This is a genomic window from Bacillus sp. REN3 (genome assembly GCF_017912555.1).
In the GTDB taxonomy this organism is placed as follows: Bacteria; Bacillota; Bacilli; order Bacillales; family Cytobacillaceae; genus Mesobacillus.
Genome location: NZ_JAERSD010000003.1, coordinates 161,804 through 185,889, shown reverse-complemented (window position 1 = coordinate 185,889; position 24,086 = coordinate 161,804). Strand labels below are relative to the sequence as shown.

Genomic DNA, 24,086 nt, shown 5'->3' with positions numbered 1-24,086 from the left:
TTTTGTTTTCCAGGTACATAAATGAATGGCGAAGGTTCGCGCGGAATGATCTTCGCCATTGTCAGCTCAATTGCTTATTGTTGGTCGATTACTGTCCAATAACCATGAACGCGATAACAACCGCGATGATCGGAATCGCCTCAACCAACGCAACCCCGATGAACATAGTAGTTTGAAGCATGCCGCGAGCCTCTGGCTGACGAGCGATTCCTTCTACTGTGCGTGAAACGATCAAACCGTTACCGATACCGGCACCAAGTGCTGCTAAACCAATTGCGATTGCTGCTGCTAAAAGACCCATCTAAAATTTCCTCCTTTAATGTATGAAAAAAGATTTATATAGTTTTGTTCATTGAATGAACAGGTATATATTAATGGTCATGGCTCACTTTATGGGAGAGATAAACCATTGTTAACATTGTGAAGATAAACGCCTGGATTCCGCCGACAAAGAGGGAGAACCCTTGCCACGCAAGCATTGGGACGATTGCGGCTAAATGTCCGCCAATTCCATTTGCGAGCCCGGCTGCCAATAGGCCAAGCAGGATTTCACCTGCGTAGATGTTACCGTAAAGACGAAGGCCGAGAGTAAGCGTGTTGGCAAACTCTTCAATAATCTTGATCGGGAACATAAACCAGAATGGTTTAAAGAATTCCTTGCCGTATTCAGCAGTCCCTTTAAGCTTGACGCCATAATAGTGGGACAGCGCTACAACCATGACTGCAAGAGTCATCGTGATGACAGGGTCAGCCGTTGGCGATTTCCACCAAAGCACGCCATCATAAACAACTGAGAATGGAAGCCCCAGCATGTTGGAAACAAAGATGTACATGATCAATGTGATTCCAAGCACGTGAAATCTTCCTCCGTCCTTCCAATCCATCGCGCTGTTGATGATGCCCTTGACGAAATCCATCACCCATTCCATGAAGTTCTGGATGCCAGTCGGCTTCATCGCAAGGCTGCGAGTGGCAAGGACAGCAATGATGAAAACAATCGCACTTGCTATCGTAATCATCAGGATGTTAGCCAGATTAAAATTAAGCCCTAAAAAATCTACTATAGGAGCTCCATGTTCCATCAGTATTCACCTCTCTTCCCCGCTATCTACGTAAATGAAAAGAATGCAGAAAAAAATCTATCATAATGACAAGATAGGATGTCATTAATCCCAATATAGCAGAAATCAGGTTGACGCGGTCCGGATATTCCAGCGCAATGATCACTACGAGAGCCCCTGTCGCAAGCCTTGACATCGTTCCCAGCGACCTGACCTTCTTCCCTTCGACGACCGAATCCCCAAATCGCTCCATCTTCCTTGCCAGCAGCCATAAATTAAAAAGGCTCAGGCTTGTACCAAGGATCAATCCGGCAAAGACTGATTGATAGCTTGTAAAGCCGTAACCAAGGACATATATGGACAACAAGGTAAATATGTATTTGCGCTGGCGCTGATAAAGATCCTTAATTTCCATTGTGGCTTATTCTCCTGAAAAGAAGTGTTGGACCAGCCGGAGCATGGCAAAGACTCCTGCCGCCAATCCGATCAGCAATCCGAATATTAAGAAAAGTGGCTCTGTACCAAATGAACGGTCAAGCCATCTTCCGGAAAATATGCCAATTAAAATGGAACCTACCAGTTGGGATAGTATAGCGGACATGAGTGCCATCGCTTGAAATGGGTGGCGGTTGTTCTGGCGCATAAAAAACGCATCCTCACTATTCGAGAATGGAAATCAGGGGTGAAAAATATTTATGCAAAAAACCAATATTTTCACTCAAAAATGCTTGCAAATCTTCTTTGAAAACCTTATCATTTTATGCCCTTTGTAAGCATACAATAGCCCATTGTCAATGTCAATCCATTGGGGTGAAAAAATTCACAATCTTTTCATTAAGAGGAAACCGGTTTCCGTCATCCCAAAATCCTGTCTCAAAACAGGTCCAGGCTGGACTCATTTTCTTCCAGCCCGAATCTTTTGCTCCTGTTTTGAAATCGTGATCACCGCCTCGACCATATTTTCCCTTCCCGCTTTTTTCGCAAAAACCTTGGCAAGGTAAACTCCTTCCCTCGGAAGCTGATCGAGGGGGATTTCTTTTTCCGCCATTCCCTTCCCGAGTTCCCTTCCCCAATCAAGAAACTGGACGAAACGGAATGTATCCGGATCGAAAAGGGCAATGCCGAACTCCTCGGCGCCTCCCGGCAGATAAACTTCATAGCGGTAGGCTTCCCCATTGTCAGCCGGGGCAAAATCAAACCCCATCACCCGCGGGTAATCAGGCTCTTCAAGAACGTACAAAAACGGGACGCTTATTCTATTTTTCCCATCATCAAGCAGCAGCCTGCCATCATGGATTTTGTTTTCCAGGAACTTTGGGCTTACCCTCATGGCAATCTCGACATCTTTCTCTTCATCCGGACCAAGCGTGAAGGAAAGAGGCAGTTCCCACTCGATCCCGGCTGCTTTTTCGGGAATCGAAAAAGAATAATGCTTCGTCTTCATGCTTGTATTCCTTATTTCCAGCTTTGCTTTGTGACGATGCTTGTCGTCCGCAAGCTGGAATTTGCCGAACTGAAGCGACCCGGGCATTACCAGGGTTTCGGATCTGACTGCTTCATCAATCCGGACCCTGCCGGATCCCTGTTCAAAGGTGCGATACGGCTTTCCGCTGCGAGTCTTTATCTGCTTCGCGGTGTTCATGATCGCCGCCTTGATCTCTGCCGGGCCCCACTCCGGATGCGCCTGTTTGATCAGCGCGCATGCTCCTGAGATATGGGGAGCTGCCATGCTTGTCCCCTGCAGGCTCAGGTAACCGCCGGGAACCGTGCTGACAATCGCCACTCCTGGAGCGACAACATCCGGCTTGATTTCCCATGTCACGGTCACCGGGCCGCGGGAACTGAAATCAGCGAGCAGGTCGCGTTCCTCTTTTAACTCGATTCTCACAAGGGAAGTGGCATCCTCGATCCGTTTCCTCAATGCCAGCCCTTCCTCCTTGGAAATCGCGGCTGCCGGAATCGGCAGGCTTTCTTCAAGGTTCCCGAAAAAACGGCCTTTCGTGTTGTTGTGGATGATGATGCCAGCTGCCCCGGCCGCAGCTGCGTTTTTTGCCTTTTCAGTAAAGGTCAATGTACCCCGCTCGACGAGGACAAGTTTATTTTTAACGTTTTTCATTTCTTCTTTCGTGCCAAGGCCCGCGAACACAAGATCCTGGGTTTGGACAAGCTTCCAGGCAGCCGATCCTTGTAAAAGTTCAAGCCTGATTTTTTCTTGCTTGCCAGGCAAAGCAGCATAAGGAATTTTCATCGGCGGCGTGGAAGCACCGACAGAGATGGCTTTCGACGCTGTCCCCGGTGAGCCGACTGTCCAGCGATTCGGACCGGAGTTCCCTGATGAGGTGACTGCGACAATGCCTTTGTCGACAGCTTTGTTCAACGCCAGGCTGATGGGCAGGTCCGGTCCATTGACCTCGTTGCCGAGCGACAGGTTCAGGATATCCACTTTATCCGCGATCGCTTTGTCGATTGCCGCGAGCACCTGCTCGGTCGTTCCCCTTCCGCCCGGGCCGAGCGCCCTGTACGCTGCGATTTTTGCTTCGGGCGCAATCCCTCTCATCCTGCCGTCCGCGGCGATCACTCCCGCAACATGCGTCCCGTGGAGCGTATGGTCGAATCCCGAACCTTTTGATTCCATCGGGTCATTGTCTCCATCGACCAGATCTCTCCCGCCGGCATAATTTTTCCGAAGATCCGGGTGGCGATAATCAATGCCTGTATCAATAACCCCGATTGTCACGCCTTTCCCAGTCAGCCTCTCCCCGTTTTCATCCAGAATCCCGCGTACAGCATTGGAGCCGATCATTTCGAACGAATCAGTAAAGCTTTTACTCGGGCGGTACCGTTCAGGCTCGTGTCCTGCCTGCATTCGGTCGGTGCTGTCGTTGGACTGGTTTTGGCGGTCATGGCCAGGGGATATTTCAATTGGGTCGATCTTCACATCGATCTTGTCGGCCTTATAGGTCACTGCCTCGGAAACGTGCAAGATTTTGCTGCTCCCTTTCAGTTTCTTCAGTTCCGAAATCGGGCCTTCCACCGAGAACCCATTGATTGCATGCTCGAAAATCCGCCTTAATTTAATTCCTTTATATTTGCGGATCTTGCTGGCTGCCTCCCGCCGTGAAACTGGGTGCTCCGTCAGGATAATCGCCACTATAATGGTTCCAGGCGGTTCAACTGGAATAGGCGGATGCTGGAGGCGGTCCGGAGTGGAAGCAGCTAACAAGAAAAACGCCAAGAGAATGAAGCAGAATGGATGTTTTCCCACGAATGTTGGCCTCCCTTTTTTCAGTTAGCGTTTGAAATAAAGGAAGCATGTATTCTGATCCGGGGCAAAAACTTCTTCAAAGATGGTGATAGAGTATCTATTCCGAGCCCTATTTTTTCCGCATTCCGCGATTCAAAATCATAAAAAGCACCCCGTTAAGACTGCGAACCCAACCATCAGTCGTTCCTGACAATCTGAGCCCGTCCATAAAGGGTGCTTCTTAAAATCCACCATATTATTTTGTCCCGAATAGACGGTCCCCTGCATCACCTAATCCAGGCACGATGTAACCATGGTCATTCAGTTTCTCGTCAAGAGCGGCAATGTATATGTCAACGTCAGGGTGTGCTTTTTTTACAGATTCCACCCCTTCAGGCGCTGCAATCAAACACATGAACTTGATATGCTTCGCGCCGCGTTTCTTCAGCGAATTGATCGCTTCGACAGCGGAACCGCCAGTCGCGAGCATTGGGTCGACGACGATGAAATCGCGCTCTTCCACGTCACTAGGAAGCTTCAAATAATATTCAACCGGCATCAATGTTTCCGGGTCACGGTAAAGTCCGATGTGGCCCACCTTCGCAGCCGGGATCAATTTGAGGATGCCATCGACCATACCGATCCCTGCCCGGAGAATCGGGATGACTCCAATCTTTTTGCCAGAAAGCACTTTTGATTTTGTCTTCCTGACGGGTGTTTCAATTTCAATTTCCTCGAGCGGCATGTCGCGGGTGATCTCGAACGCCATCAGCGTCGCGACTTCATCGACAAGCTCGCGGAATTCCTTCGTACCGGTTTTTTTATCGCGGATATAGGTGAGTTTATGTTGGATCAAAGGATGGTCAAACACATATACTTTTGCCATTTGTATCTCTCCTTTAGGGGTAGTCGGGTGGTGCGCACCTGTCTTGTCTATGTAATCACACTTCGTTTAATTTTACAGAAAAATAAAAAGACAAGCAACCATCGAAGCCGAACGATTTTTTTGTAAAAATGCCCATAAAAAGCGGCCCTCTATTGTCAATAAGGGCCGCTGCTTTTTTCCAGGCTGACGAACTGCCTCATCCTAGCGGTCTGGATACAACTCGAACTTGCTTGTCAAATCTTCGACGCGATTCCTTGCCTCTTCAAGCTTCGCTTCATCCTCATGATTCTTCAGCGTGAAGGCGATCAGCGAGGCAATTTCGTCCATCTCCTCCGCGCCGAATCCCCGTGATGTCACTGCTGCGGTCCCAATTCGGATTCCACTTGTGACGAATGGGCTTTCCGGATCGAAAGGAATCGTATTTTTATTGACTGTGATGCCGATATCATCGAGGACCTTTTCGGCTGTTTTTCCTGTCAGGCCGAGCGAACGAAGGTCGACTAGGAGCAAATGGTTGTCCGTTCCGCCGGAAACCAGGTCGATGCCTTCCTTCTTCAGGCCGTCTGCAAGACGGCTTGCATTGGAAATGATGTTTTTCGCATATTGCTTGAAATCTTCCTGCAGCGCTTCGCCGAAAGCGACTGCCTTGGCAGCGATGACGTGCATTAGCGGTCCGCCCTGGATACCAGGGAAAATCGATTTGTCGATTTTCTTGGCGAACTCTTCCTTGCAAAGGATCATGCCGCCGCGTGGTCCGCGCAATGTTTTATGCGTGGTAGTGGTCACGAAGTCAGCATATGGAACAGGGTTTTGGTGAAGGCCTGCCGCAACCAGGCCGGCGATATGGGCCATGTCCACCATGAGATAGGCACCGACTTCATCGGCGATTTCACGGAATCGCTTGAAATCGATTTCCCTTGGGTAGGCGCTCGCGCCTGCTACGATCATCTTCGGCTTGTGCTCGCGCGCTTTTTCAAGCACGACATCATAATCGATCATGTGGGTCTTCTCATCCACTCCATACTCAACGAATTTGTACTGGATCCCGCTGAAGTTGACTGGACTACCATGCGTCAGGTGGCCACCGTGCGACAAATTCATGCCGAGCACTGTATCGCCGTGCTCAAGTACGGTGAAATAAACCGCCATATTCGCCTGGGCGCCAGAGTGCGGCTGCACATTGGCATGCTCAGCGCCAAAGATTTCCTTTGCACGGTCGCGGGCGATGTTCTCGGCAACGTCAACATGTTCACAGCCGCCATAATAACGCTTGCCCGGGTAGCCTTCTGCGTACTTGTTGGTCAGAACCGAACCTTGTGCCTCCATGACGGCCTCGCTTACAAAGTTTTCGGACGCGATCAATTCGATTTTCGTCCGCTGGCGCTTCAATTCATCCTGGATCGCTGCATAAACCTGATTGTCCTGCTGTGACAAATGCTTCACTTGATTTCCCCCTTATTATGTATCACGAACAACTTATTGAAAATTCATTATTATTTTAGCTGAAATAACCATGAAAAGAAAGGCAGAAAGATAAAGGGAAAAAATGGAGCAAGGTTACAGCGCGTTCCTTCACCCTGCTCCTCAGCCTTCTGGAATCCTTTGCCGATAAGGATCCGCCGCCCATCACGATCCTCTTTCAGACAGGGGCCGGCTCCTCAGCATGATTCATTCTCGACTGTCCGTTCATAGACCGCCCTCGCTCCGCCAATCAGCTTCGGCCGCGTCTTTGCCATGGTGACATGGGCATGGCCCACGCTTTTATACCTGGTGCGGACCGGGACCGCTACATGCTTCATATGCATCCCGATCAGCGTGTCGCCGATATCGATGCCTGCATCGGCCTGGATGAATTCAACAACCACAGCATCCCGGAAGTTCTGATAAGCATAGGCAGCCATTGCCCCTCCTGCATTCCTGACCGGAATGACCGTCACTTCGTCCAGCAGCTTCTGTTCGGCCGTTTCACGCTCGACCACAATGGCGCGATTCAGATGCTCGCAGCACTGGAAGGCAAGCTGGACTCCTGTTCTCTCCTGAAGCTTGCGGAGCTGCCTGAACACCATTTCCGCCACTTCTTCTGTTCCCGCTGTACCAATCCTTTTGCCGTTGATTTCGCTTGTGCTGCAGCCTATCACCAGGATCTGGCCACTCTTCAGCTGCGCTTGCCCGTTAAAATCATCAAGGATTTCCTTCAGTTCCGATTCCCATTGTTCGACTGCCATCGCCGCCGCCCCCTTTGAATTTTCTTCTGGCAGGAAAGCTCAAATCACGCCTTGTTTTCGTAGCTTTTGATTTTGCCGACACGATTTTCATGGCGGCCGCCTTCGAATTCAGCCGTCAGCCATGCTGCCGCTATTTCCCGGGCAAGTCCAGGGCCGATGACACGTTCCCCCATCGCAAGGATGTTGCTGTCATTGTGCTGGCGTGTCGCTTTCGCGCTGAACACGTCATGCACCAATGCACAGCGGATGCCCTTTACCTTGTTGGCGGCAATGCTCATGCCGATGCCTGTCCCGCAAATCAGGATTCCCTTATCGAATTCACCGTTTGCTACCTTTTCAGCAACTGGAAGCGCATAATCCGGATAGTCGACTGAAGTCCCGCATTCACAGCCGAAATCTTCATATTCGATTCCCATTTCGTCCATCAGGCTTTTGATTTCTTCGCGGATATTCACTCCGCCATGGTCTGAAGCGATTGCAACTTTCATCTTTACATCCTCCTAGTGATTCCCGATTCCGGGCTAAAAATTCTATCGTTATTTTCTCATATTCTTTTTAAAAGATAAAGAAAACCTGACAGCAAGACCGCAGATCGATTCCTAAGCAAAAATCGCAACCTTTTGGATTGCCCTTGGCAAAGCTTGAGGTTTCAGATAAATCGATCCCAGCCAGGGATTGGGCTGAAATTCAGAAGAACCGCAGCTCCCACTGCGGTTCTTCTATAATACGAATTTGGTGATCGTCCTTTTTAGTTTTTCTGCCTGTCCCTGGAGATCGACGGCAAGTTTCTTGACGTTTTCGATTACTTCTGCCTGATGCTCGGCTGCCGAGGCGACACTTACTGCTCCTGCAGATGTCTCTTCGGCGATGGCGGCCATTTCCTGTGATTGCATTGCGGTATTCTGGATTGTTCCCATCTGCTTTTCGACCAGCCCGGTAATCGTCTGGATGACTTCGGCCATTTGGTGGATGGTCTGGGTCATTTCGTCAATGACTGCATTTGTTTTCTCGCCCTTTTTCGCTTCGTTGTTCGCCGTCTCCACTTGCTTGCTGATCTGGCTGACGACATTCTGGACCTCTGCCTGGATGTTCTGGATCAATTCCGAGATCCCCTGGACCGCATGGGCGCTTTCGTCCGCGAGCTTCCTTACCTCTTCAGCTACGACCGCGAAACCTTTGCCGTGCTCCCCTGCTCTTGCGGCCTCAATGGAAGCGTTCAAAGCAAGCAGGTTCGTCTGGGCAGCAATATCTCCAACAAGCTGGATGATTTGCTCTACCTTCACTGCGTTCTCCTCAAGCCTTTTGACCGTTTCCAATGACTCACGGTTGCCATTCGCAAGTCGCTCGATGCCATTAATGAGCGAATGGATCGCTTTCTTTGATTCCTGCAAATCCTTTACCATCTCAGCTGAAATCGATTCCGATGCCATTGCCTTCTCCTGGACGTCCTCCGCAATCCGGATGATTTCATCTACTGACTCTGCTGTGCTCTGGGTTGATAAGGCGGATGAATCAGCGCCTGCCGAAATTTCCTTGATCGTCGTCGAAATGATGGCGGCCTGTTCGGAAGCTGTCGCCGATTGGCCGGAAATCTGGATGACCTTCTCATTCGTCTGCCTGAAATTCGACTCAATCTGGCTGACCATTTCCCTCAGATTGCCAAGCATATTATTGTACGCCAGCCCCAGCGAACGGATTTCGTCATCTGATTTTGACAGTTCGGCATCTTCGCCAATCTCACCCCTGGCAGCCTTCATTGCGGATTGTTCCAGTTTCTGCAGCGGCTTGGTGATCAAACCAGCCGCCATGTATGCCAGCAGGCCTGACCAGAAGATCCCTAGTGACAGGACGGCAATATTGTACACCGCTCCGCTGATATCGATGAATTTTTGGACATAAGGATAGAGAACATAAATGAAAATGACACTCGTTGAATAAGTGATGATCGCCAATACCGTTGTGAACAGTACCAGTTTCTTCCGCAACCCGAATTTATAGCCTTTTTTAGCCTCCACTGAAAATCCTCCTGAAAAATAATCATATCCCTTCTGGATTATTATCGGAGTTTTTCCAGGATTCTTTCGATATTTTCCTTCATTTCCAAAAAAGCTTTTCGATAGATTTGTTCATTCCCGCCATAAGGGTCTGCAATATCGGGGTTTCCTGTCCCATCAGCGAATTCCTTCAGCGTGAAAATTTTATCGGCAGCCGCTGGATGTTGGCTGAGGATCAATGATTTGTGGCTCGCTGTCATCGTTAAAATCAGGGTCGCCCAGTCAATATCTTCTTTTCTCAATATCGAGGACCGATGGTCATGAAAAATTTTGTTCTCTTCAAGCACAAGCTTTGCGTTCGCTGATGCCTCCGCGCCTTCCATTGCGTACACCCCTGCCGATTTCACTTCGACACCAGGAATGTTCTTGCTTTTTAAAATCGCCTCTGCCATCGGGCTCCTGCATGTGTTGCCGGTACAGACAAATAAGACTCGTGCCATGGTTTCCCTCCTGAGATTGTTTGTCCCTAGACTGTTTTTTATATTATATGATACTTTTCAGCCAATTTCATGCCATTGAAATAGACTCGCCGATTGGCGAGCCTTGAGGCAACACAGCTCCTTGCAGGATATCGATGGCTGAAGAGATATGTCCTTGCTTCCCTCTCCTGTCCGTCCCGCCCTTCTGGAACTTCAAAGATGCGCCCTGTTCCTTCCGGAGAGTACGAGTGAACCTTCATCAGCTGGCAAAGCCACAAACAATAGAACACTGCTGACAGGCCTTAGAATGGCAGTAGCAATTTGATCCCGAATGCCAGCAGGATGCTGCCGCCAAGAACTTCACTATAAGTACCGAGCCAGCCCTGTACCTTCCGGCCGACAATCAGCCCGGCCCAGGTGAGAGCCATCGCCGCTGCGCCGAAGCATACAAGGACAAGGAGTGTTCTCGCGCCGTAAATGCCAAGTGTTAGACCGACAGAGAAGCTGTCAAGGCTGACACTCAAAGCAAAAATGAATAAGCCCTTTCCCATTGGCGTGATCAAGCTTGTTTCTTCCTTTTTGAAGCTTGACCAAATCATCTGAATGCCTAGCAAGACAAGCAGCAGCCCGCCGATATAGCCTGCAACCGCACCGAATTTTTCGGAAAGGAACCTGCCGGCAACCATACCAAGCAGCGGCATCCACACATGGAAAATGCCAATTGTGATGCCAATTTTAAAAATATGCCTTTTCGTCAGCTTGAACATTCCCATCCCAAGCCCAACTGAAAATGCATCCATTCCCAAGGCAAATGCCATCAGGATCAGTGTTAGTAATTCGCCGGCGAATGCTGCCATATCTTCTCCCCCTCGGACTTGCTAATTCAGCATATGCACGTCCAACAGGTTTTAGAAGCATGGCCGTTTCCCAAATACGGAAAAAGGCACTCCGTCTGGCGGAGCGCCTTTTTTATAAAAGTAGCTGCTGGGAAATGATTGTTTATTTACCGGGAAATCAAGCACCTGTATCAGGATAATAACTGCACTTGCCGGGAACATCGTTGCCTTTACGAGAAAAAACAGCAGTTGTGGCAATGAATCGCCTTTACTAAGGAAAAAGTTAGCGGGAATTCAGTCGCTTCCCCTAAAAAACACTTCCCAGCTTCGCAAAGGCTGCGGCGCAATACACCGGTTTCGATCATTTTTCGATGATTGGCAGCCCGGATGCCTTTGACAGCCGGTTCATGATTGCCTGTCCAACACCATGCTCGGGGAAAACTTCGCCAAAAATGATGTCCAGGTCCTCCTGGTTAAAGGAGCGGAGCGTATCATAAAGCGCTGCGGCGACCGTTTCAAGCCGGCTTCTTTCCCCGCAGGCAATGACCTTATCCGCCTCATAAAACTCCTTGTTCTCTTGTGTTGTCATGACGCCAACTTTCAAGCCCTCTTCCTGTTTTTCCTGGACGAGCTGCTGGACTTGCTCCCTTGTCCCATTTACAAGGTAAAAGGGGGCATCTGGAGCATAATGGCGATACTTCATACCCGGCGCCCTAGGTGCCTGATCCGCATCCACCAGGGCCGGATCGGTCCCGACCTCCCCGACAACCTCCTTGAGCTGTTCCCTTGTCACCCCGCCCGGCCTGAGGATGACTGGAATCTTGCCAGTGCAGTCCACGACAGTCGATTCGACGCCAACGCCGGTTGGCCCGCCATCAACAATTCCGGCAATCCTCCCTGTTAAATCCTCTAGGACGTGCGCTGCCGTTGTCGGGCTCGGCCTGCCCGATAAATTGGCGCTCGGCGCAGCAAGCGGCAGGCCTGAGGCTTCAATCAGCGCAAGGGCGACCGGGTGGTCCGGCATTCTTACTGCCACTGTCTTCAACCCGGCGGTTGCTTTTTCTGATAGAACTCCCTTTTCATTTTCAAGGATGAGCGTCAACGCTCCCGGCCAGAAGGCATCCATCAACCGCTTTGCTTTTTCCGGGACTGATTTGACAAACGAATGAATTTGCTTGCGATCAGAGATATGGATGATCAGCGGATTGTCCGCCGGCCTTCCCTTTGCTTCGAATATTTTCACGACAGCTGCATCAGATTGGGCATTGCCGCCGAGGCCATATACGGTTTCAGTCGGGAACGCGACTACTTCGTTTTCCTGCAATTTTTGTGCTGCTTCTATTATTTGTGAATAAGTTTTTAAATTATCCACATTCTTATCCACTGCCCACATTCTAGTTTCCATGTTCATCCACCTTTTGCTCATGGGTCCTTTTTCCCTGTTTGTAGTCCATTTATCCCTATTGGATAACGATATTTCTATGAAAGTATAAAAGAAGAAGGAGGCGAACACAAGTTTTTATCCACAAATTGTGTATAAAAAAGAGAGAATAGTGGATAAGTTTGTGGATATATCCACAATTTACAGAATTATTTTCATTATCGCGGAGTTATCCACAGTTACTACTTGTTTTAGATGGCTTTTTCCCAGCAAAGCATCGGGAAGGTCCAATCTGCCGACAATCTCAAAACCCATCCGGCTGAAAAAAGACACAGCACTCATTTTATTTGTAACCAGATAAAGCTCTCTCAGTTCATTGATCTTTGCGGCTGAAAATGCACTGTCAAACAGGAGCATGACTTCCTGTTCGGACATCTTCGGTGACACAACGAACGAACGGAGCAGCCCTGCTTGTCCTGCACATTCAACTCCAAGGCAGGCCTTCAGTTCCCCGGCATCGGTTTCCATGACTGAAAAATGACTGATCGATCCTTCCACGCCTTCCGAGCTTATCCCCGCCTCTGTTAAAAATGCCTCCAGCTTCCCTAGATCTCCATGATCCGCCTGCCTGATTTGCCATTCCATGTCTATCACCCCATAAAGTATGATTCTACTCCATGGATATGATAGAATTGAAAAAGTAGAACCTAAAAGATACGAGAAGGCTATAGAACAAAACACGGCAGCCTTCATACAAAGATGAAGGCTGCCGTATTCCTTTGGTTCTTGCTTTTTTATGCCACTTGATTAATCGTTGTTGCGGGCGTTGCCGCCTTTTTCACCGATTTTTCGATAGAAATCTTTGTCATGATTTTCAGAGGTTGCTTCGCCGCCTTTTTGGCCGATTTCCTGATAGAAATCCTTGTCATGGCTTTCAGCGGTTGCTTCCCCGCCTTTTTGCCCGATCTCCTGGTAGAAGTCTTTGTCATGGCTCTCAGCAGTAGCCTCTCCGCCTTTGCGGCCGATTTCTTGGTAGAATTCCTGGTCATGGCTTTCAGCGGTTGCTTCCCCGCCTTTGCGGCCGATCTCTTGATAGAATTCGCTGCCATGGTTTTCAGCGGTTGCTTCGCCGCCCTTGCGACCGCGTTCTTCTCTTGACATATCTCGGTTATTGTTTTTAGCCATTATGATCATCCTCCTTGAAATCTGTTATTTGATGTTACACTCCTTCAATATCCGCTTCCTCCTCCTATAAAACCCATGAAATGGGAATGTAATGTGCGTGTCCTTCGATTGTAATAAAATTGGAAATTATCCCGGTTATCCTTCCTCGATTTCCATCATTTTCTTTCGGGCTGAACAAGGTTTCTCTGCTTCTCACAGTGAAAAAATAATTAATTAAGTGATTGACGTCACTAATTTTCGAGAATCGTTCCAATATAATAAAGACAGTCAATTGAAAACCTTGTTCATTTGTAAAAGATGGATAGGAGGAATGGCATGGAATTGCAAACGATATACGAGCAAATTGGCGGCGACGGAGCGATCCGGAAAATCGTTGACACTTTTTATCCAAAGGTTTACCAAGACGAAACACTCAGCCCGTTGTTCGCTGGAGATATCAATGAAATTAAGATGAAGCAGCGGCTGTTTCTTACGCAATTGACGGGCGGCGGAACATTCTACAGTGACCAATTCGGGCCACCGAATATGAGGGCAAGGCATATGCCGTTTGAAATAACGCCTTCCCGCGCGAAAGCCTGGCTGAAACTGATGCATGAGACACTCAATGAAACCGGCTTGCTTGAAACAGAGGGCGGCAAAGCATTGTTCCAGCGCCTCAGCCAGATTGCACCAATCATGGTCAATAAAATGGAGGGATAAATAATGGAAAAGAGATCATTGCAAGACTACCAGGAATTCAGCGAGGAGCGATTCACAAAGAGGATTGTCTTCAAAAAAGGGGACAGCACCGTATTCCTGCTGAACTTCATGCCAGGGCAGGAACTGCCCGCACATAAGCATCCCGGCACAGAGGTATATATTTTAACCTTGCAGGGAGAAGGAACCTTCACAATTGGCGGCGCTGAAGTGAAAGCATCTGCGAATGAGGCTGTACACTGCGCCGGAAGCGAAGAGCTTGCTTATAAAAATACCGGGAACGACCCCGTCACTTTGTATGTGGCGCTTAACAAGATTCCTGATGAGCGCTATGCCCAAAATTTATAATCGTTTCGCCTGGAGACCTCCAGGCTTTTCCCTTTCTTTCCAGCTTCCTGTGTTGGGGATTCTTGCGAATGCATTGGGGAGCTGGCGAAAAAACAATCACCCTGCGGCGTTTTTAGCCTCAGGGTGATTGTTTTATCCGAAAATCCTGTTCCAAATCTCGACCAAGAAGAATGTGACCTCCACCTTATCTTCGCTTTCTTCTTCGTAAACAGGTTTTTTCGTTTTTTTGGAAGCTGCCTCTTCGTTTCCTATTTTTGCATCAGCAACCTTTTTCTCTTCCTGTTTCACCACGTTTCCTTTGTCTTCTTTTCCATCAAATCCTTCGCTTACAGCCTCGCCGTTTGAAAAATCGAGGAAACAAAGCGGCGGGTAGAGGACACACCACCAGTTTGCTCCTTCGCCCTCACCGAGGGTGATCAGGATGGCTTCATATTCACCGGCCGGATAGAGGAATTGTCCATACAGCTTGGTAGGAAACTGGACTTTGTCAAACTCTGTTTTCACGCTTTGCGCCGAACCCTCGGATTCAACTACTTTCTCAGCAATTGCCTGGATCTCAGGGAGCCTTGAGCGGATGATGCTCCTTGCTTCATCAAGTGATGTCAGGTCCTTGACCCATTTTGTGATTTCCTTGTTCACTTCATCACGGACGAGCCGCTTGATTGCCTGATCCCTTTCCGAGTCGCTGTCCGCCAGGATCCTCAAACGGATTGCTTCGTTTGGAATCACTGTGGCTTCCCTGGCTGTCACTTCAGTTTTCGGACTATATAAACTCAGGATCGTTCCTGCACATAATAAAAGTATATATAAGATTGCAGCTGATTTTCTCATCATCATTCCATGCACCGTCCCTTCACTAGTCACAGTGTGGACAGATTGCTAGATTCTTAAACTAGTATTTTGAAAAAAATATCCCTGTCAAGCTGGTTCGGTTTCCAGACTCAATAAAGACAATGGATTTTAAGGAGAATAGCTTGGAAAAAAGACCATTAAAAACAGGGCTCTGTTAGATTTGTTTATTGACTCTCTGCTCCCGGCACTACGTCTTCCGCGGGCGTGGCGCTCTGCTCCCCCGGAGTCCGCCTTCCACTCCAAACCAGCAAGGGACCGAAAATCAACACTGTTTTTTCACATAGCTAAAAAACAAAAACCCCGCTACAAGGCGGGGCGTCAGCTGATTTCGACAAAAACCATCCTGTCTTTGCCATTGAGATCGAAGACGATGTCGACATTCGCTTGCGGAAAAACATTTTTCAATAGCCCGGCGACCGCTTCCCCCTGGCCGGCTCCGATTTCAAAGCCGACAAGTGCCCGTTCCTTCAAGACAAGCGGCAGTTCCTCCATGAAACGGCGGTAAAGATCCAGTCCGTCCTCTCCCGCAAACAGCGCCAGATGCGGTTCATGCTCAGTCACGATTTCGGACATCCACGCCTGGTCCGCGACCGGGATGTAAGGCGGATTGGAGATGACGACGTCTGCTTTTTTCCCCTGTGAGATCAGCGGCTGCAGCAAATCGCCTTCGATAAAATCAATATCGGCGCCAAGGCGGGCAGCATTTTTCCTCGCAACGTCCAGGGCATATGGCGAAAGGTCTGTCGCGCTCACCTTCAGTTCCGGCCTCTCAAGCTTCAATGTCACTGAAATGGCACCGCTGCCTGTCCCGACATCGACAAGCTCTACCGGTTCCGCCGCGAACAATTTTTCAATCCGCTTCAGCGTCCAGTAGACAAGCTCCTCTGTTTCCGGCCGAGGGATGAGGACATGCTCATTTACCTCAAAACGGCGCCCATAAAACTCCTCTGACCCGATGATATACTGGACGGGCTCACCTTCAGCATGCCGTTTGACAGCCTCCTGGAGATCCGCCCACACGCCGCTGTCCAGCTCATCGCGCATCCTCGCCAGCATCGAGGCGCGGGTAAGGCCGGCATAATGGCGGAGAAGGAGTTCCCCGGCGTATTCTTCACGATTCCTTTCTTTTAAAAAAGAAGAAGCCCACTGGAGGGCTTCATATATTTTCACTGATTGTTTACTCATTGTTGGCACTCTCAAGCTTCTGGGATTGATCTTCCAGGATCAGGGCATTAATGAATTCATCCATTTTCCCCTGAAGGATCTGGTCAAGCTTCTGGATGGTCAGGCCGATGCGGTGATCGGTTACACGGTTCTGCGGGAAGTTATAGGTGCGGATCCGCTCGGAACGGTCCCCTGTGCCCACTGCAGACTTACGGACCTGGTCATACTCCGCCCGGGCTTCCTGCTGGAACTTGTCATAGACGCGGGCGCGCAGTACCTTCATTGCCTTGTCCCTGTTCTTATGCTGTGATTTTTCATCCTGGCATGATACAACGATCCCGGTCGGGATATGCGTCAAACGGACGGCTGACATCGTTGTGTTGACGCTCTGTCCGCCGGCGCCGCTCGATGCGAATGTATCGAAGCGGATATCCTTGTCATGCAGTTCGATTTCGACTTCCTCCGCTTCCGGAAGACAGGCAACGGTTGCTGTAGATGTGTGGATCCTGCCTCCTGACTCCGTTTCAGGGACACGCTGGACACGATGGGCACCATTTTCGTACTTCATTTTCGAATAAGCGCCTTTTCCATTCACCATGAAAATGATTTCCTTGAAGCCGCCTACTCCCGTCGTGCTGGCATCGATGATCTCTGTCTTCCAGCCTTGGGATTCAGCATAGCGGCTGTACATGCGATAAAGGTCCCCGGCAAACAAGGCTGCCTCATCCCCGCCTGCAGCGCCGCGGATTTCCATGATGACGTTCTTGTCATCGTTCGGGTCTTTGGGAATCAGGAGGATTTTAATCCGGTCCTCCAACTCTTCCACGCGATCCTCAAGCTCGGAGATCTCTTCTTTTACCATCTCGCGCATCTCGGCATCAAGCTTCTCCTCCAGCATCGCTTTCGCATCCGCCAGCTGCTCTTTTATCTCCTTATATTCACGATACGCCATTACCGTTTCCTGGATATCTGACTGCTCTTTGGAATACTCCCTAAGCTTTTTTGAATCATTGACGATTTCCGGGTCACTCAACAGCTCATTCAGTCTTTCATAACGGTCCTCTACTGCCTGAAGACGATCAAACATGGCCATTCACCTCTATTTTCATATCCTTGACGGATCAATTGGACTTTTATCCATAACAGTATAATTATAGTATAGCTGAATAACCCAGTCAAAGGCATTGTGGCAGGCCGGTTGGCAGCTGGCGGGAAAGGAATAATCCTTTGGTGCTCCAACGGAAGCATTTGGAAAAAAGGTAAGAAAGACGCTCAACCCGGCAAACCGGAACTAATATGAAAAAAGCATGCCACCTGCCGGCATGCTTCTTGAACCTATTCAATGTCCACGTGAATATCATAGCGCGGCAATGCCCTTGTCAGGCTCTTTTCCAGTGACTTTTCCGCACGGTTCCGCTGCTTTCCCTTTAGCCTCCCATTGGGATGGGCGGTTACATACATGATCCCGCCATTGATCCAGATTTTTCCCGGCCGATAACCCTTGGATGAAATCACATCTTTGGCCTTTTGGACGTCCTGGGAATAACTATGATGGTTTTCATTATCGGTGTTCAGCAGATTCGGGTTCTGGTCGCTCAGCGTCATATCATCGTCACCATGATTGATGAAGTCGCCCCCATCATGCTTGCCGTCATTGCTTAACGTCAAGTCCCGCCCCGCATTGTCCTCGTTTTTATTGTACAGTGATTCGGCATTATCCTGGACACAGCCTGCCGCCATCATGGCAGCCGCGACCGCGGCCAGCAATAGGATTCTTTTCAAAATATGCCACCTCCCGACGTTAGCTTACCCATTTTAGCTTTAAAAATGAGCAGCGATGCCGGGAAAGGCAGAATTTTTTATATGAATAGGAGAGCTGTCAGAGTCTTCCGGGTGCACATCCCGCGAACTTTTGCCGAAATCCCGCTAAAAGCTCTTTCACTCGCAGAATCTTATCGAAATCTCCCGGAAATCTGCCGAAATCCCGCAAGGTGGATAAAATGTAACTTTTTGAGCATCACATTCATTGAACACATCCGCCCTTTTTAAAATGCAAAAAGCCCGGCCTTTATTCAATTATAAAAGGGCAGGCTTGATGATTATGATAAGCTTTCCGTAATTTTTTCCAGATTGAGTTCGTTTGGTGATTTTGGTACTTCGTGGTGGTGCCTGCAGCGTGGTTCATATGCTTCGGATGCGCCAACGAGAATGATGGGATCATCATAGGAGGCTGGCTTGCCGTTTATAAGGCGCTGTGTCCGGCTTGCCGGCGATCCGCAAACGGCACAGACTGCCTGCAGCTTTGTTACGCTTTCGGCGACTGCCATCAGTGCTGGCATCTGGCCAAATGGCTCGCCGCGGAAATCCTGGTCAAGGCCGGCTACGATCACCCGGTATCCGCTGTTCGCGAGATGCTGGACAACCCGGAGGATTTCCTGGTCGAAGAATTGCACCTCATCGATCGCGATGACGTCAATATCGGGATTGATATGCTGGAAAATATCTGTAGAGTTGGCTATAGGCTTTGCCGTAACTGTTGTTCCATTGTGTGAGACAACAGATTCTTCGCTGTAGCGGTTATCGATTTTCGGCTTGAATACGGCGATTTTCTGCTTCGCGAATTGCGTTCTTCGGACCCGGCGGATCAACTCTTCCGATTTTCCCGAAAACATGCTGCCGCAAATCAATTCGATCCACCCGCTTTGTTTCATCACGTACATGTCGGCCTCTCCTTCCTCGCTCGTTCATTTTCGGCATAAAAGTTCGACACTTTTTTCAGCTTTTTCCATTATAACAAATAAAAACATCAAATCTAGACCAAAAAATATGTTCAAAAAATTAACTTTTCTTTTATGTACAAATAAAAAACAGGCAAGCCGCAATGCTTCTTGCCTGTTCCTGGTTTCATATCATTGATTCTTAAGGCCGTATTTTTTATTGAAACGGTCAACACGTCCGCCAGCTTCAGCGAACTTTTGACGTCCAGTATAGAAAGGGTGGCACTCAGAGCAAGTTTCAACACGAAGGTCGTCCTTTACAGAGCCAGTTTCGAATTGGTTGCCGCACGCACAAGTCACCATTACCTTTTTGTAGTTTGGATGAATTCCTGATTTCATTCTTTTCATCTCCTTCCGCCCTGAATCATACCGAAACAGAGTTATAATCAACGGTTCTTCGCCGTTATTAAAAGCACACTGGACCTATTATAACAGGGGAATTTTCATTTTTCAAGCATGTTTTCATTCCAAAAACAGGAATATTTATGCTATTATTTCAAAAGTTGACTTCCGTGCGATGATGCTTGCTTTCCACGGGGCGGGCGGTGAATCTGCTCGTCGCTGGGTGCCCACCTGTACCACATGGCACCCAATGAGCTTCCTAATGCATGCCCAGCCAACGAAGGAAATGCGTTAGCATTTCCGGGAAGTCCCCCGCCTTCCACTACAGTCAATAACACTCTTTAAAATCAACAATCTTTCTAGAAAACGGTCCACCGCCTAAACTGTCATTACTGCCTTTTCCCATTTGCCTTCATTTCTTCTCCGAGCACGGCGAAGAAGTCTTCGTTTGATTTTGTCTGTCTTAGCTTGCGCAGGAATTTTTCCGCGAAATCCGGGGCATCGGACATCGACTTGCGGATGGCCCACAGCTTGTCCAGATGATCTTTCGGAATGAGCAGTTCTTCCTTTCGCGTTCCAGACCGGCGGATGTCGATCGCCGGGAAAATCCTTCTTTCCGCAAGCGCACGGTCAAGGTGCAGCTCCATGTTACCGGTACCCTTGAATTCTTCATAGATGACATCATCCATGCGGGAACCCGTATCGACAAGCGCTGTCGCGAGGATGGTCAGGCTGCCGCCTTCCTCGATGTTCCTCGCTGCGCCGAAGAAGCGTTTCGGACGGTGGAACGCCGCAGGGTCAATCCCTCCAGACAATGTCCGGCCGCTTGGCGGGATGACAAGGTTGTACGCACGCGCAAGGCGGGTGATGCTGTCCATCAGGATAATGACATCCCGCTTGTGCTCGACCAGGCGCATCGCTCTTTCAAGCACGAGCTCAGCCACCTTGATATGGTTTTCCGGCACTTCATCGAATGTCGAACTGACGACATCGCCGGCAACGGAGCGTTCGATATCGGTCACTTCCTCCGGGCGTTCATCGATTAGCAATACGATCAGTTCGGCTTCCGGATGATTCGTTGTGATGCTGTTGGCGATTTCTTTTAGCAGCATCGTCTTACCAGCTTTCGGCGGCGCCACGATCAGGCCGCGCTGGCCGAAGCCGACAGGAGCAATGATATCCATGATCCGGGTTGAAATGTTTTTGTGGGTTGTCTCCAGCTTCATCTGACGGTCCGGGTATAGAGGCGTAAGTCCCGGAAAGTGGACCCTTTCCTTTGCAGACTCCGGATCATCGCCGTTCACTGCTTCGACCTGGAGCAGGCCGAAATAGCGCTCGTTCTCCTTGGGAGGACGGACTTTCCCGGAAACCTTGTCGCCGTTCCGCAGGTCGAAGCGGCGGATTTGCGAAGCGGAGATATAAATATCCTCGGAGCTTGGCGAGTAGTTGATCGGCCGCAGGAATCCGAACCCTTCTGACTGGATGATTTCGAGGACACCTTCCATAAAGAAGTAGCCCTGCTGTTCAGCCCGCGCTTTCAGGATTGCGAAGATCAATTCTTTCTTCGTCAATTTGCTGTAATAAGAAACTTTATACTCACGCGCAAGTTCGTAAAGCTCCTTTAATTTCATATTTTCTAAGCTTGAAATATTTACTTCCATATTGTCACCACGCCTTAAATATTTCGATTTCCCCCATATAAAAATGTATAGGATTTTTATCCGTATGGATGGAAAAAGAAGAAATGAGTTTCCTTTGAAGGATGTTAGAAGGAATATATTGAAAGAATAAAAGCAGTTGTGCGAAGCTAAAACAATCTTCATTTTACCCTTAAAGTCGAAAAGTAATCAATCTTTTTTATTTAGGATACTCCCTTTTATTAAGGACTCTGTTCAATTAGCCTGCTGATTTCCGTTCCAGTCGCTTCGACGGACAGGAAGCCCTAGTGCCGGCGTTGCCGCAGGAGGCGGCGGTTTTAGTCGGCCGCCTTCCGCAGACAGCCCGGGAGGCTCCTGGGCATTTTTCACGCTTAGGAGTCTCCTATGAATTGCTAATCCTGCAGGACGTTAAACCATATTCCTCCCTTCGCCCACGTGCGAAGGAAAGGAGTCAGCATTTTCGAAGCGTCCTCACGCCTTCCACTGCCATCGGGAGGATTAATAAATCAACATCGAGCTTGAAAAGAGCCTCAATAAAAAGGAGCATATTGTAAGGGTTTGCAATCTTTTCCAGTGAAACTTACTTCATAACTAAATGAGGTTTTTTCTTCAGGCTGTGCTGTCCTTCAATGAAACGGACCGTACCTGACTTGGCGCGCATGACCACAGAGTGTGTTGAACCATACGATCCTTTGAACTGGACCCCTTTCAGAAGTTCGCCATCTGTTACGCCGGTTGCTGCGAAAATCGCGTCATCCCCGCGGACAAGGTCTTCCATGAGCAGCACTTTGCTCACATCGATCCCCATCTTCTTGCATCTTTCCAGTTCACCATCATTTTGCGGCAGGAGTTTTCCCTGGATTTCACCGCCAAGGCTCTTCAACGCAACGGCTGCAAGGACGCCTTCCGGTGCTCCGCCAGAACCGAACAGGATATCGACGCCAGTGAAGTCGAACGCTGTATTGATCGCGCCTGCGACATCTCCGTCATTGATCAGCTTGATCCTTGCCCCCGCTTCCCGCAGCTGGGCAATGATATGCTCATGGCGCGGACGGTTAAGGACCGTTGCTACCACGTCCTGGATATCCTTGTTTTTTGCATTTGCGACAGCCTTGAGATTGTCCATGATCGAAGCGTTGATATCAATCTTCCCGACAGCCTCTGGTCCTACAGCGATTTTTTCCATATACATATCCGGGGCATGAAGCAGGTTGCCGTTGTCGGCTACCGCCAGGACTGCAAGGGCATTCCAGCCGCCTGAGGCCACAATGTTCGTGCCTTCCAGCGGATCGACCGCGACATCGACGCGGGGGCCATAGCCAGTTCCAAGCTTTTCTCCGATATAGAGCATCGGTGCCTCATCCATTTCCCCTTCGCCGATAACGACGGTTCCTTTCATCGGGACCGTATCGAATACGTCTCTCATAGCCGATGTTGCTGCATCATCCGCCTCATCTTTTTTTCCGCGGCCCATCCAGCGGGCGGAAGCAAGCGCTGCTGCTTCTGTCACTCGGACAAGCTCCATCGTTAAGCTGCGTTCCATCGAATCCTCCCCAATCATGAAAGCGCTAATGCCAGCCCCCTAAACAACAAGGGCAAGGGCATTAGCCAATTTTTTTATCGTCCTATCTTATTCTACCTTAAATTCTATGCTTTTTTAATCTCTTCTTGTTCTTCCGCGGTCATTTCCTCACGCCATACCGTAGCGCCGAGGCCAGTCAGCTTCTCGACAATATGGCTGTAGCCGCGGTCGATGTGGTCAAGACCGGTAATTTCTGTAATCCCTTCAGCCATCAGGCCGGCGATGACCAGGGCCGCTCCTGCCCGGAGGTCACTAGCCTTCACCTTGGCCCCCTGAAGCTTGACCGGGCCGTTGATGATCGCTGATCTTCCCTCAACTTTAATGTTCGCGTTCATCCTCCTGAGTTCATCAATATGCTTGAATCGCGCACCATAAATGGTATCTGTCACCACGCTCGACCCTTCCACACGCGTCAGCAGGGATGTGAACGGCTGCTGGAGATCGGTCGGGAAACCCGGATAAACTAGTGTTTTAATATCGACTGCCTTATATTGTTCGGCGGGAGCGATGAATATCTGCTCGTCGCCGGCTTCGATTTTCGCTCCCATTTCTTTCAGTTTCGCGACAAGCGACTCGACGTGCTGGGGGATGACATTGTCGACCAGCACCCCTTCGCCGACGGCTGCGCCGAGGATCAGGTATGTACCTGCTTCGATCCGGTCAGGAATGATGGTATGGCGGCAGCCATGAAGCTCGTCCACTCCATCAATGCGGATCACATCGGTTCCCGCTCCTTTGATCTTCGCTCCCATATTGGTCAGCAATGTCGCAACATCGATGATTTCCGGCTCCTTTGCCGCATTTTCAATGATGGTCCGTCCCTTCGCGCGGACGGCAGCCAGCATGATATTGATTGTTGCCCCAACACTGACTACGTCCAGATAGATCCTGGCGCCACGAAGCTCATCAGCGCGGAGGTAAATCGCTCCCTGTTCATTGGTGACGACTGCTCCCAACGCTTCGAACCCCTTGATATGCTGGTCGATTGGCCTTGGTCCAAGATGGCAGCCGCCCGGAAGGCCGATGACAGCCTTTTTGAAGCGCCCGAGCATGGCTCCCATCAGATAGTATGACGCTCTCAGCTTTTTTACTTTTCCATTCGGCAAAGGCATGGAAATCATGGAAGACGGATCCACCGTCATTTCGTTGTCAGAGAACTCAACAGTACCGCCGATTTCCTCCATCAGGTCCTTAAGGATCTGTACGTCGGAAATATCCGGCAACCCTTCTATCGTTACAGGCGATTCAGCAAGGATCGTCGCGGGAATCAAAGCAACGGCACTATTCTTGGCGCCGCTGATCCGCACTGTCCCTTTTAACGGATACCCGCCTGCAATCTTAAGCTTTTCCATATTTGACTCCCTTCTAAGCCGTGA

Annotated in this window: 28 protein-coding genes and 1 pseudogene; 2 read left to right on the top strand and 27 right to left on the bottom strand. The window is 49.4% G+C overall.

The features are described 5' to 3' along the window. Nucleotides 1-88 precede the first annotated feature (88 nt). The 17 genes and pseudogenes from atpE to JJQ88_RS03780 form a co-directional block, all read right to left on the bottom strand. Nucleotides 89-301 carry a F0F1 ATP synthase subunit C gene (gene atpE, locus JJQ88_RS03850; protein WP_210364417.1) on the bottom strand — a complete coding sequence of 71 codons (213 nt, stop codon included), beginning with the start codon at nucleotides 299-301 and terminating at the stop codon, nucleotides 89-91. Nucleotides 302-371: 70 nt separating this feature from the next. Then, on the bottom strand, nucleotides 372-1,082 hold the full coding sequence (gene atpB / locus JJQ88_RS03845) for a F0F1 ATP synthase subunit A (RefSeq protein ID WP_210364416.1): 711 nt from the start codon (nucleotides 1,080-1,082) through the stop codon (nucleotides 372-374). Between the two features lie 22 nt (nucleotides 1,083-1,104). Beyond that, nucleotides 1,105-1,476 carry an ATP synthase subunit I gene (locus tag JJQ88_RS03840; RefSeq protein WP_210364415.1) on the bottom strand — a complete coding sequence of 124 codons (372 nt, stop codon included), beginning with the start codon at nucleotides 1,474-1,476 and terminating at the stop codon, nucleotides 1,105-1,107. A gap of 6 nt (nucleotides 1,477-1,482) precedes the next feature. After that, nucleotides 1,483-1,704: an AtpZ/AtpI family protein gene (locus tag JJQ88_RS03835; RefSeq protein ID WP_210364414.1), complete on the bottom strand. Its 222-nt coding sequence runs from the start codon at nucleotides 1,702-1,704 to the stop codon at nucleotides 1,483-1,485. Between the two features lie 252 nt (nucleotides 1,705-1,956). Beyond that, complete coding sequence (locus tag JJQ88_RS03830; RefSeq protein WP_349237092.1) at nucleotides 1,957-4,326, bottom strand: S8 family serine peptidase; 2,370 nt, start codon at nucleotides 4,324-4,326, stop codon at nucleotides 1,957-1,959. Nucleotides 4,327-4,561: 235 nt separating this feature from the next. Next, nucleotides 4,562-5,191, bottom strand: a complete 630-nt coding sequence (gene upp, locus JJQ88_RS03825; RefSeq protein ID WP_210364413.1) for a uracil phosphoribosyltransferase — start codon at nucleotides 5,189-5,191, stop codon at nucleotides 4,562-4,564. A 201-nt stretch (nucleotides 5,192-5,392) separates the two neighbouring features. Then, nucleotides 5,393-6,634, bottom strand: coding sequence for a serine hydroxymethyltransferase (locus JJQ88_RS03820; RefSeq protein WP_210364412.1), 1,242 nt, complete (start codon nucleotides 6,632-6,634; stop codon nucleotides 5,393-5,395). A gap of 215 nt (nucleotides 6,635-6,849) precedes the next feature. Continuing rightward, entirely contained in the window at nucleotides 6,850-7,416 is a 567-nt protein-coding gene (locus JJQ88_RS03815) for a TIGR01440 family protein (RefSeq protein WP_210364411.1), read from the bottom strand. Nucleotides 7,417-7,460: 44 nt separating this feature from the next. Beyond that, entirely contained in the window at nucleotides 7,461-7,904 is a 444-nt protein-coding gene (rpiB, locus tag JJQ88_RS03810) for a ribose 5-phosphate isomerase B (protein ID WP_210364410.1), read from the bottom strand. A gap of 231 nt (nucleotides 7,905-8,135) precedes the next feature. After that, complete coding sequence (locus JJQ88_RS03805) at nucleotides 8,136-9,062, bottom strand: methyl-accepting chemotaxis protein (RefSeq protein WP_481748279.1); 927 nt, start codon at nucleotides 9,060-9,062, stop codon at nucleotides 8,136-8,138. Nucleotides 9,063-9,074: 12 nt separating this feature from the next. After that, nucleotides 9,075-9,224, bottom strand: a pseudogene (locus JJQ88_RS21795) (HAMP domain-containing protein); the annotation flags it as partial. Nucleotides 9,225-9,472: 248 nt separating this feature from the next. Continuing rightward, the gene (locus JJQ88_RS03800) at nucleotides 9,473-9,910 is read right to left on the bottom strand and encodes a low molecular weight protein arginine phosphatase (protein ID WP_210364408.1); all 438 of its coding nucleotides are present in this window, start codon (nucleotides 9,908-9,910) and stop codon (nucleotides 9,473-9,475) included. A 67-nt stretch (nucleotides 9,911-9,977) separates the two neighbouring features. Further along, nucleotides 9,978-10,106, bottom strand: coding sequence for a hypothetical protein (locus tag JJQ88_RS21440; RefSeq protein WP_282597657.1), 129 nt, complete (start codon nucleotides 10,104-10,106; stop codon nucleotides 9,978-9,980). A gap of 85 nt (nucleotides 10,107-10,191) precedes the next feature. Then, nucleotides 10,192-10,746, bottom strand: coding sequence for a manganese efflux pump MntP (locus tag JJQ88_RS03795; protein ID WP_210364407.1), 555 nt, complete (start codon nucleotides 10,744-10,746; stop codon nucleotides 10,192-10,194). A gap of 340 nt (nucleotides 10,747-11,086) precedes the next feature. Then, nucleotides 11,087-12,130: an L-threonylcarbamoyladenylate synthase gene (locus JJQ88_RS03790; protein WP_210364406.1), complete on the bottom strand. Its 1,044-nt coding sequence runs from the start codon at nucleotides 12,128-12,130 to the stop codon at nucleotides 11,087-11,089. Between the two features lie 177 nt (nucleotides 12,131-12,307). Then, the gene (locus tag JJQ88_RS03785; RefSeq protein WP_210364405.1) at nucleotides 12,308-12,751 is read right to left on the bottom strand and encodes a GNAT family N-acetyltransferase; all 444 of its coding nucleotides are present in this window, start codon (nucleotides 12,749-12,751) and stop codon (nucleotides 12,308-12,310) included. A 162-nt stretch (nucleotides 12,752-12,913) separates the two neighbouring features. Further along, nucleotides 12,914-13,291 carry a KGG domain-containing protein gene (locus JJQ88_RS03780; RefSeq protein WP_210364404.1) on the bottom strand — a complete coding sequence of 126 codons (378 nt, stop codon included), beginning with the start codon at nucleotides 13,289-13,291 and terminating at the stop codon, nucleotides 12,914-12,916. Between the two features lie 315 nt (nucleotides 13,292-13,606). Between JJQ88_RS03780 and JJQ88_RS03775 the strand changes: the two genes are divergently transcribed. Both JJQ88_RS03775 and JJQ88_RS03770 read left to right on the top strand, forming a co-directional pair. Then, nucleotides 13,607-13,990, top strand: coding sequence for a globin domain-containing protein (locus JJQ88_RS03775; RefSeq protein ID WP_246860917.1), 384 nt, complete (start codon nucleotides 13,607-13,609; stop codon nucleotides 13,988-13,990). 3 nt (nucleotides 13,991-13,993) lie between these two features. Further along, nucleotides 13,994-14,335: a cupin domain-containing protein gene (locus JJQ88_RS03770; RefSeq protein ID WP_210364402.1), complete on the top strand. Its 342-nt coding sequence runs from the start codon at nucleotides 13,994-13,996 to the stop codon at nucleotides 14,333-14,335. A gap of 132 nt (nucleotides 14,336-14,467) precedes the next feature. Here JJQ88_RS03770 and spoIIR read toward each other — a convergent pair whose 3' ends face one another. The 10 genes from spoIIR to JJQ88_RS03725 all read right to left on the bottom strand — a co-directional run bounded on the left by spoIIR (nucleotide 14,468) and on the right by JJQ88_RS03725 (nucleotide 24,062). Next, the gene (gene spoIIR, locus JJQ88_RS03765) at nucleotides 14,468-15,166 is read right to left on the bottom strand and encodes a stage II sporulation protein R (RefSeq protein WP_210364520.1); all 699 of its coding nucleotides are present in this window, start codon (nucleotides 15,164-15,166) and stop codon (nucleotides 14,468-14,470) included. Between the two features lie 339 nt (nucleotides 15,167-15,505). Beyond that, a complete protein-coding gene (gene prmC / locus JJQ88_RS03760; RefSeq protein WP_246860916.1) occupies nucleotides 15,506-16,372 on the bottom strand; it encodes a peptide chain release factor N(5)-glutamine methyltransferase in 867 nt (288 codons plus the stop codon). Further along, entirely contained in the window at nucleotides 16,365-17,438 is a 1,074-nt protein-coding gene (gene prfA / locus JJQ88_RS03755; protein WP_210364401.1) for a peptide chain release factor 1, read from the bottom strand. The genes prmC and prfA overlap by 8 nt, the downstream gene beginning before the upstream one ends. Before the next feature lie 248 nt (nucleotides 17,439-17,686). Beyond that, nucleotides 17,687-18,133, bottom strand: a complete 447-nt coding sequence (locus tag JJQ88_RS03750; protein ID WP_210364400.1) for a hypothetical protein — start codon at nucleotides 18,131-18,133, stop codon at nucleotides 17,687-17,689. 317 nt (nucleotides 18,134-18,450) lie between these two features. Then, the gene (locus tag JJQ88_RS03745) at nucleotides 18,451-19,071 is read right to left on the bottom strand and encodes a thymidine kinase (protein ID WP_210364399.1); all 621 of its coding nucleotides are present in this window, start codon (nucleotides 19,069-19,071) and stop codon (nucleotides 18,451-18,453) included. A 189-nt stretch (nucleotides 19,072-19,260) separates the two neighbouring features. Next, nucleotides 19,261-19,467 carry a 50S ribosomal protein L31 gene (rpmE, locus tag JJQ88_RS03740; RefSeq protein ID WP_210364398.1) on the bottom strand — a complete coding sequence of 69 codons (207 nt, stop codon included), beginning with the start codon at nucleotides 19,465-19,467 and terminating at the stop codon, nucleotides 19,261-19,263. A gap of 392 nt (nucleotides 19,468-19,859) precedes the next feature. Beyond that, nucleotides 19,860-21,131: a transcription termination factor Rho gene (gene rho / locus JJQ88_RS03735; protein WP_210364397.1), complete on the bottom strand. Its 1,272-nt coding sequence runs from the start codon at nucleotides 21,129-21,131 to the stop codon at nucleotides 19,860-19,862. Between the two features lie 231 nt (nucleotides 21,132-21,362). Then, on the bottom strand, nucleotides 21,363-21,497 hold the full coding sequence (locus JJQ88_RS21435) for a hypothetical protein (RefSeq protein ID WP_282597656.1): 135 nt from the start codon (nucleotides 21,495-21,497) through the stop codon (nucleotides 21,363-21,365). A gap of 211 nt (nucleotides 21,498-21,708) precedes the next feature. Next, entirely contained in the window at nucleotides 21,709-22,671 is a 963-nt protein-coding gene (glpX, locus tag JJQ88_RS03730; RefSeq protein ID WP_210364396.1) for a class II fructose-bisphosphatase, read from the bottom strand. A gap of 104 nt (nucleotides 22,672-22,775) precedes the next feature. Then, nucleotides 22,776-24,062: a UDP-N-acetylglucosamine 1-carboxyvinyltransferase gene (locus tag JJQ88_RS03725; protein WP_210364395.1), complete on the bottom strand. Its 1,287-nt coding sequence runs from the start codon at nucleotides 24,060-24,062 to the stop codon at nucleotides 22,776-22,778. Nucleotides 24,063-24,086 lie beyond the last annotated feature (24 nt).

Excerpts from the sequence above, each read along its gene's own strand:
- atpE (WP_210364417.1), bottom strand. The coding sequence starts at position 301 with ATGGGTCTTTTAGCAGCAGCAATCGCAATTGGTTTAGCAGCACTTGGT.
- atpB (WP_210364416.1), bottom strand. The coding sequence starts at position 1,082 with ATGGAACATGGAGCTCCTATAGTAGATTTTTTAGGGCTTAATTTTAAT.
- JJQ88_RS03840 (WP_210364415.1), bottom strand. The coding sequence starts at position 1,476 with ATGGAAATTAAGGATCTTTATCAGCGCCAGCGCAAATACATATTTACC.
- JJQ88_RS03835 (WP_210364414.1), bottom strand. The coding sequence starts at position 1,704 with ATGCGCCAGAACAACCGCCACCCATTTCAAGCGATGGCACTCATGTCC.
- upp (WP_210364413.1), bottom strand. The coding sequence starts at position 5,191 with ATGGCAAAAGTATATGTGTTTGACCATCCTTTGATCCAACATAAACTC.
- JJQ88_RS03815 (WP_210364411.1), bottom strand. The coding sequence starts at position 7,416 with ATGGCAGTCGAACAATGGGAATCGGAACTGAAGGAAATCCTTGATGAT.
- rpiB (WP_210364410.1), bottom strand. The coding sequence starts at position 7,904 with ATGAAAGTTGCAATCGCTTCAGACCATGGCGGAGTGAATATCCGCGAA.
- JJQ88_RS03805 (WP_481748279.1), bottom strand. The coding sequence starts at position 9,062 with ATGGTCAGCCAGATTGAGTCGAATTTCAGGCAGACGAATGAGAAGGTC.
- JJQ88_RS03800 (WP_210364408.1), bottom strand. The coding sequence starts at position 9,910 with ATGGCACGAGTCTTATTTGTCTGTACCGGCAACACATGCAGGAGCCCG.
- JJQ88_RS03795 (WP_210364407.1), bottom strand. The coding sequence starts at position 10,746 with ATGGCAGCATTCGCCGGCGAATTACTAACACTGATCCTGATGGCATTT.
- JJQ88_RS03790 (WP_210364406.1), bottom strand. The coding sequence starts at position 12,130 with ATGGAAACTAGAATGTGGGCAGTGGATAAGAATGTGGATAATTTAAAA.
- JJQ88_RS03785 (WP_210364405.1), bottom strand. The coding sequence starts at position 12,751 with ATGGAATGGCAAATCAGGCAGGCGGATCATGGAGATCTAGGGAAGCTG.
- JJQ88_RS03780 (WP_210364404.1), bottom strand. The coding sequence starts at position 13,291 with ATGGCTAAAAACAATAACCGAGATATGTCAAGAGAAGAACGCGGTCGC.
- JJQ88_RS03775 (WP_246860917.1), top strand. The coding sequence starts at position 13,607 with ATGGAATTGCAAACGATATACGAGCAAATTGGCGGCGACGGAGCGATC.
- JJQ88_RS03770 (WP_210364402.1), top strand. The coding sequence starts at position 13,994 with ATGGAAAAGAGATCATTGCAAGACTACCAGGAATTCAGCGAGGAGCGA.
- spoIIR (WP_210364520.1), bottom strand. The coding sequence starts at position 15,166 with ATGAGAAAATCAGCTGCAATCTTATATATACTTTTATTATGTGCAGGA.
- prmC (WP_246860916.1), bottom strand. The coding sequence starts at position 16,372 with ATGAGTAAACAATCAGTGAAAATATATGAAGCCCTCCAGTGGGCTTCT.
- prfA (WP_210364401.1), bottom strand. The coding sequence starts at position 17,438 with ATGTTTGATCGTCTTCAGGCAGTAGAGGACCGTTATGAAAGACTGAAT.
- JJQ88_RS03745 (WP_210364399.1), bottom strand. The coding sequence starts at position 19,071 with ATGTACGTGATGAAACAAAGCGGGTGGATCGAATTGATTTGCGGCAGC.
- rpmE (WP_210364398.1), bottom strand. The coding sequence starts at position 19,467 with ATGAAATCAGGAATTCATCCAAACTACAAAAAGGTAATGGTGACTTGT.
- rho (WP_210364397.1), bottom strand. The coding sequence starts at position 21,131 with ATGGAAGTAAATATTTCAAGCTTAGAAAATATGAAATTAAAGGAGCTT.
- glpX (WP_210364396.1), bottom strand. The coding sequence starts at position 22,671 with ATGGAACGCAGCTTAACGATGGAGCTTGTCCGAGTGACAGAAGCAGCA.
- JJQ88_RS03725 (WP_210364395.1), bottom strand. The coding sequence starts at position 24,062 with ATGGAAAAGCTTAAGATTGCAGGCGGGTATCCGTTAAAAGGGACAGTG.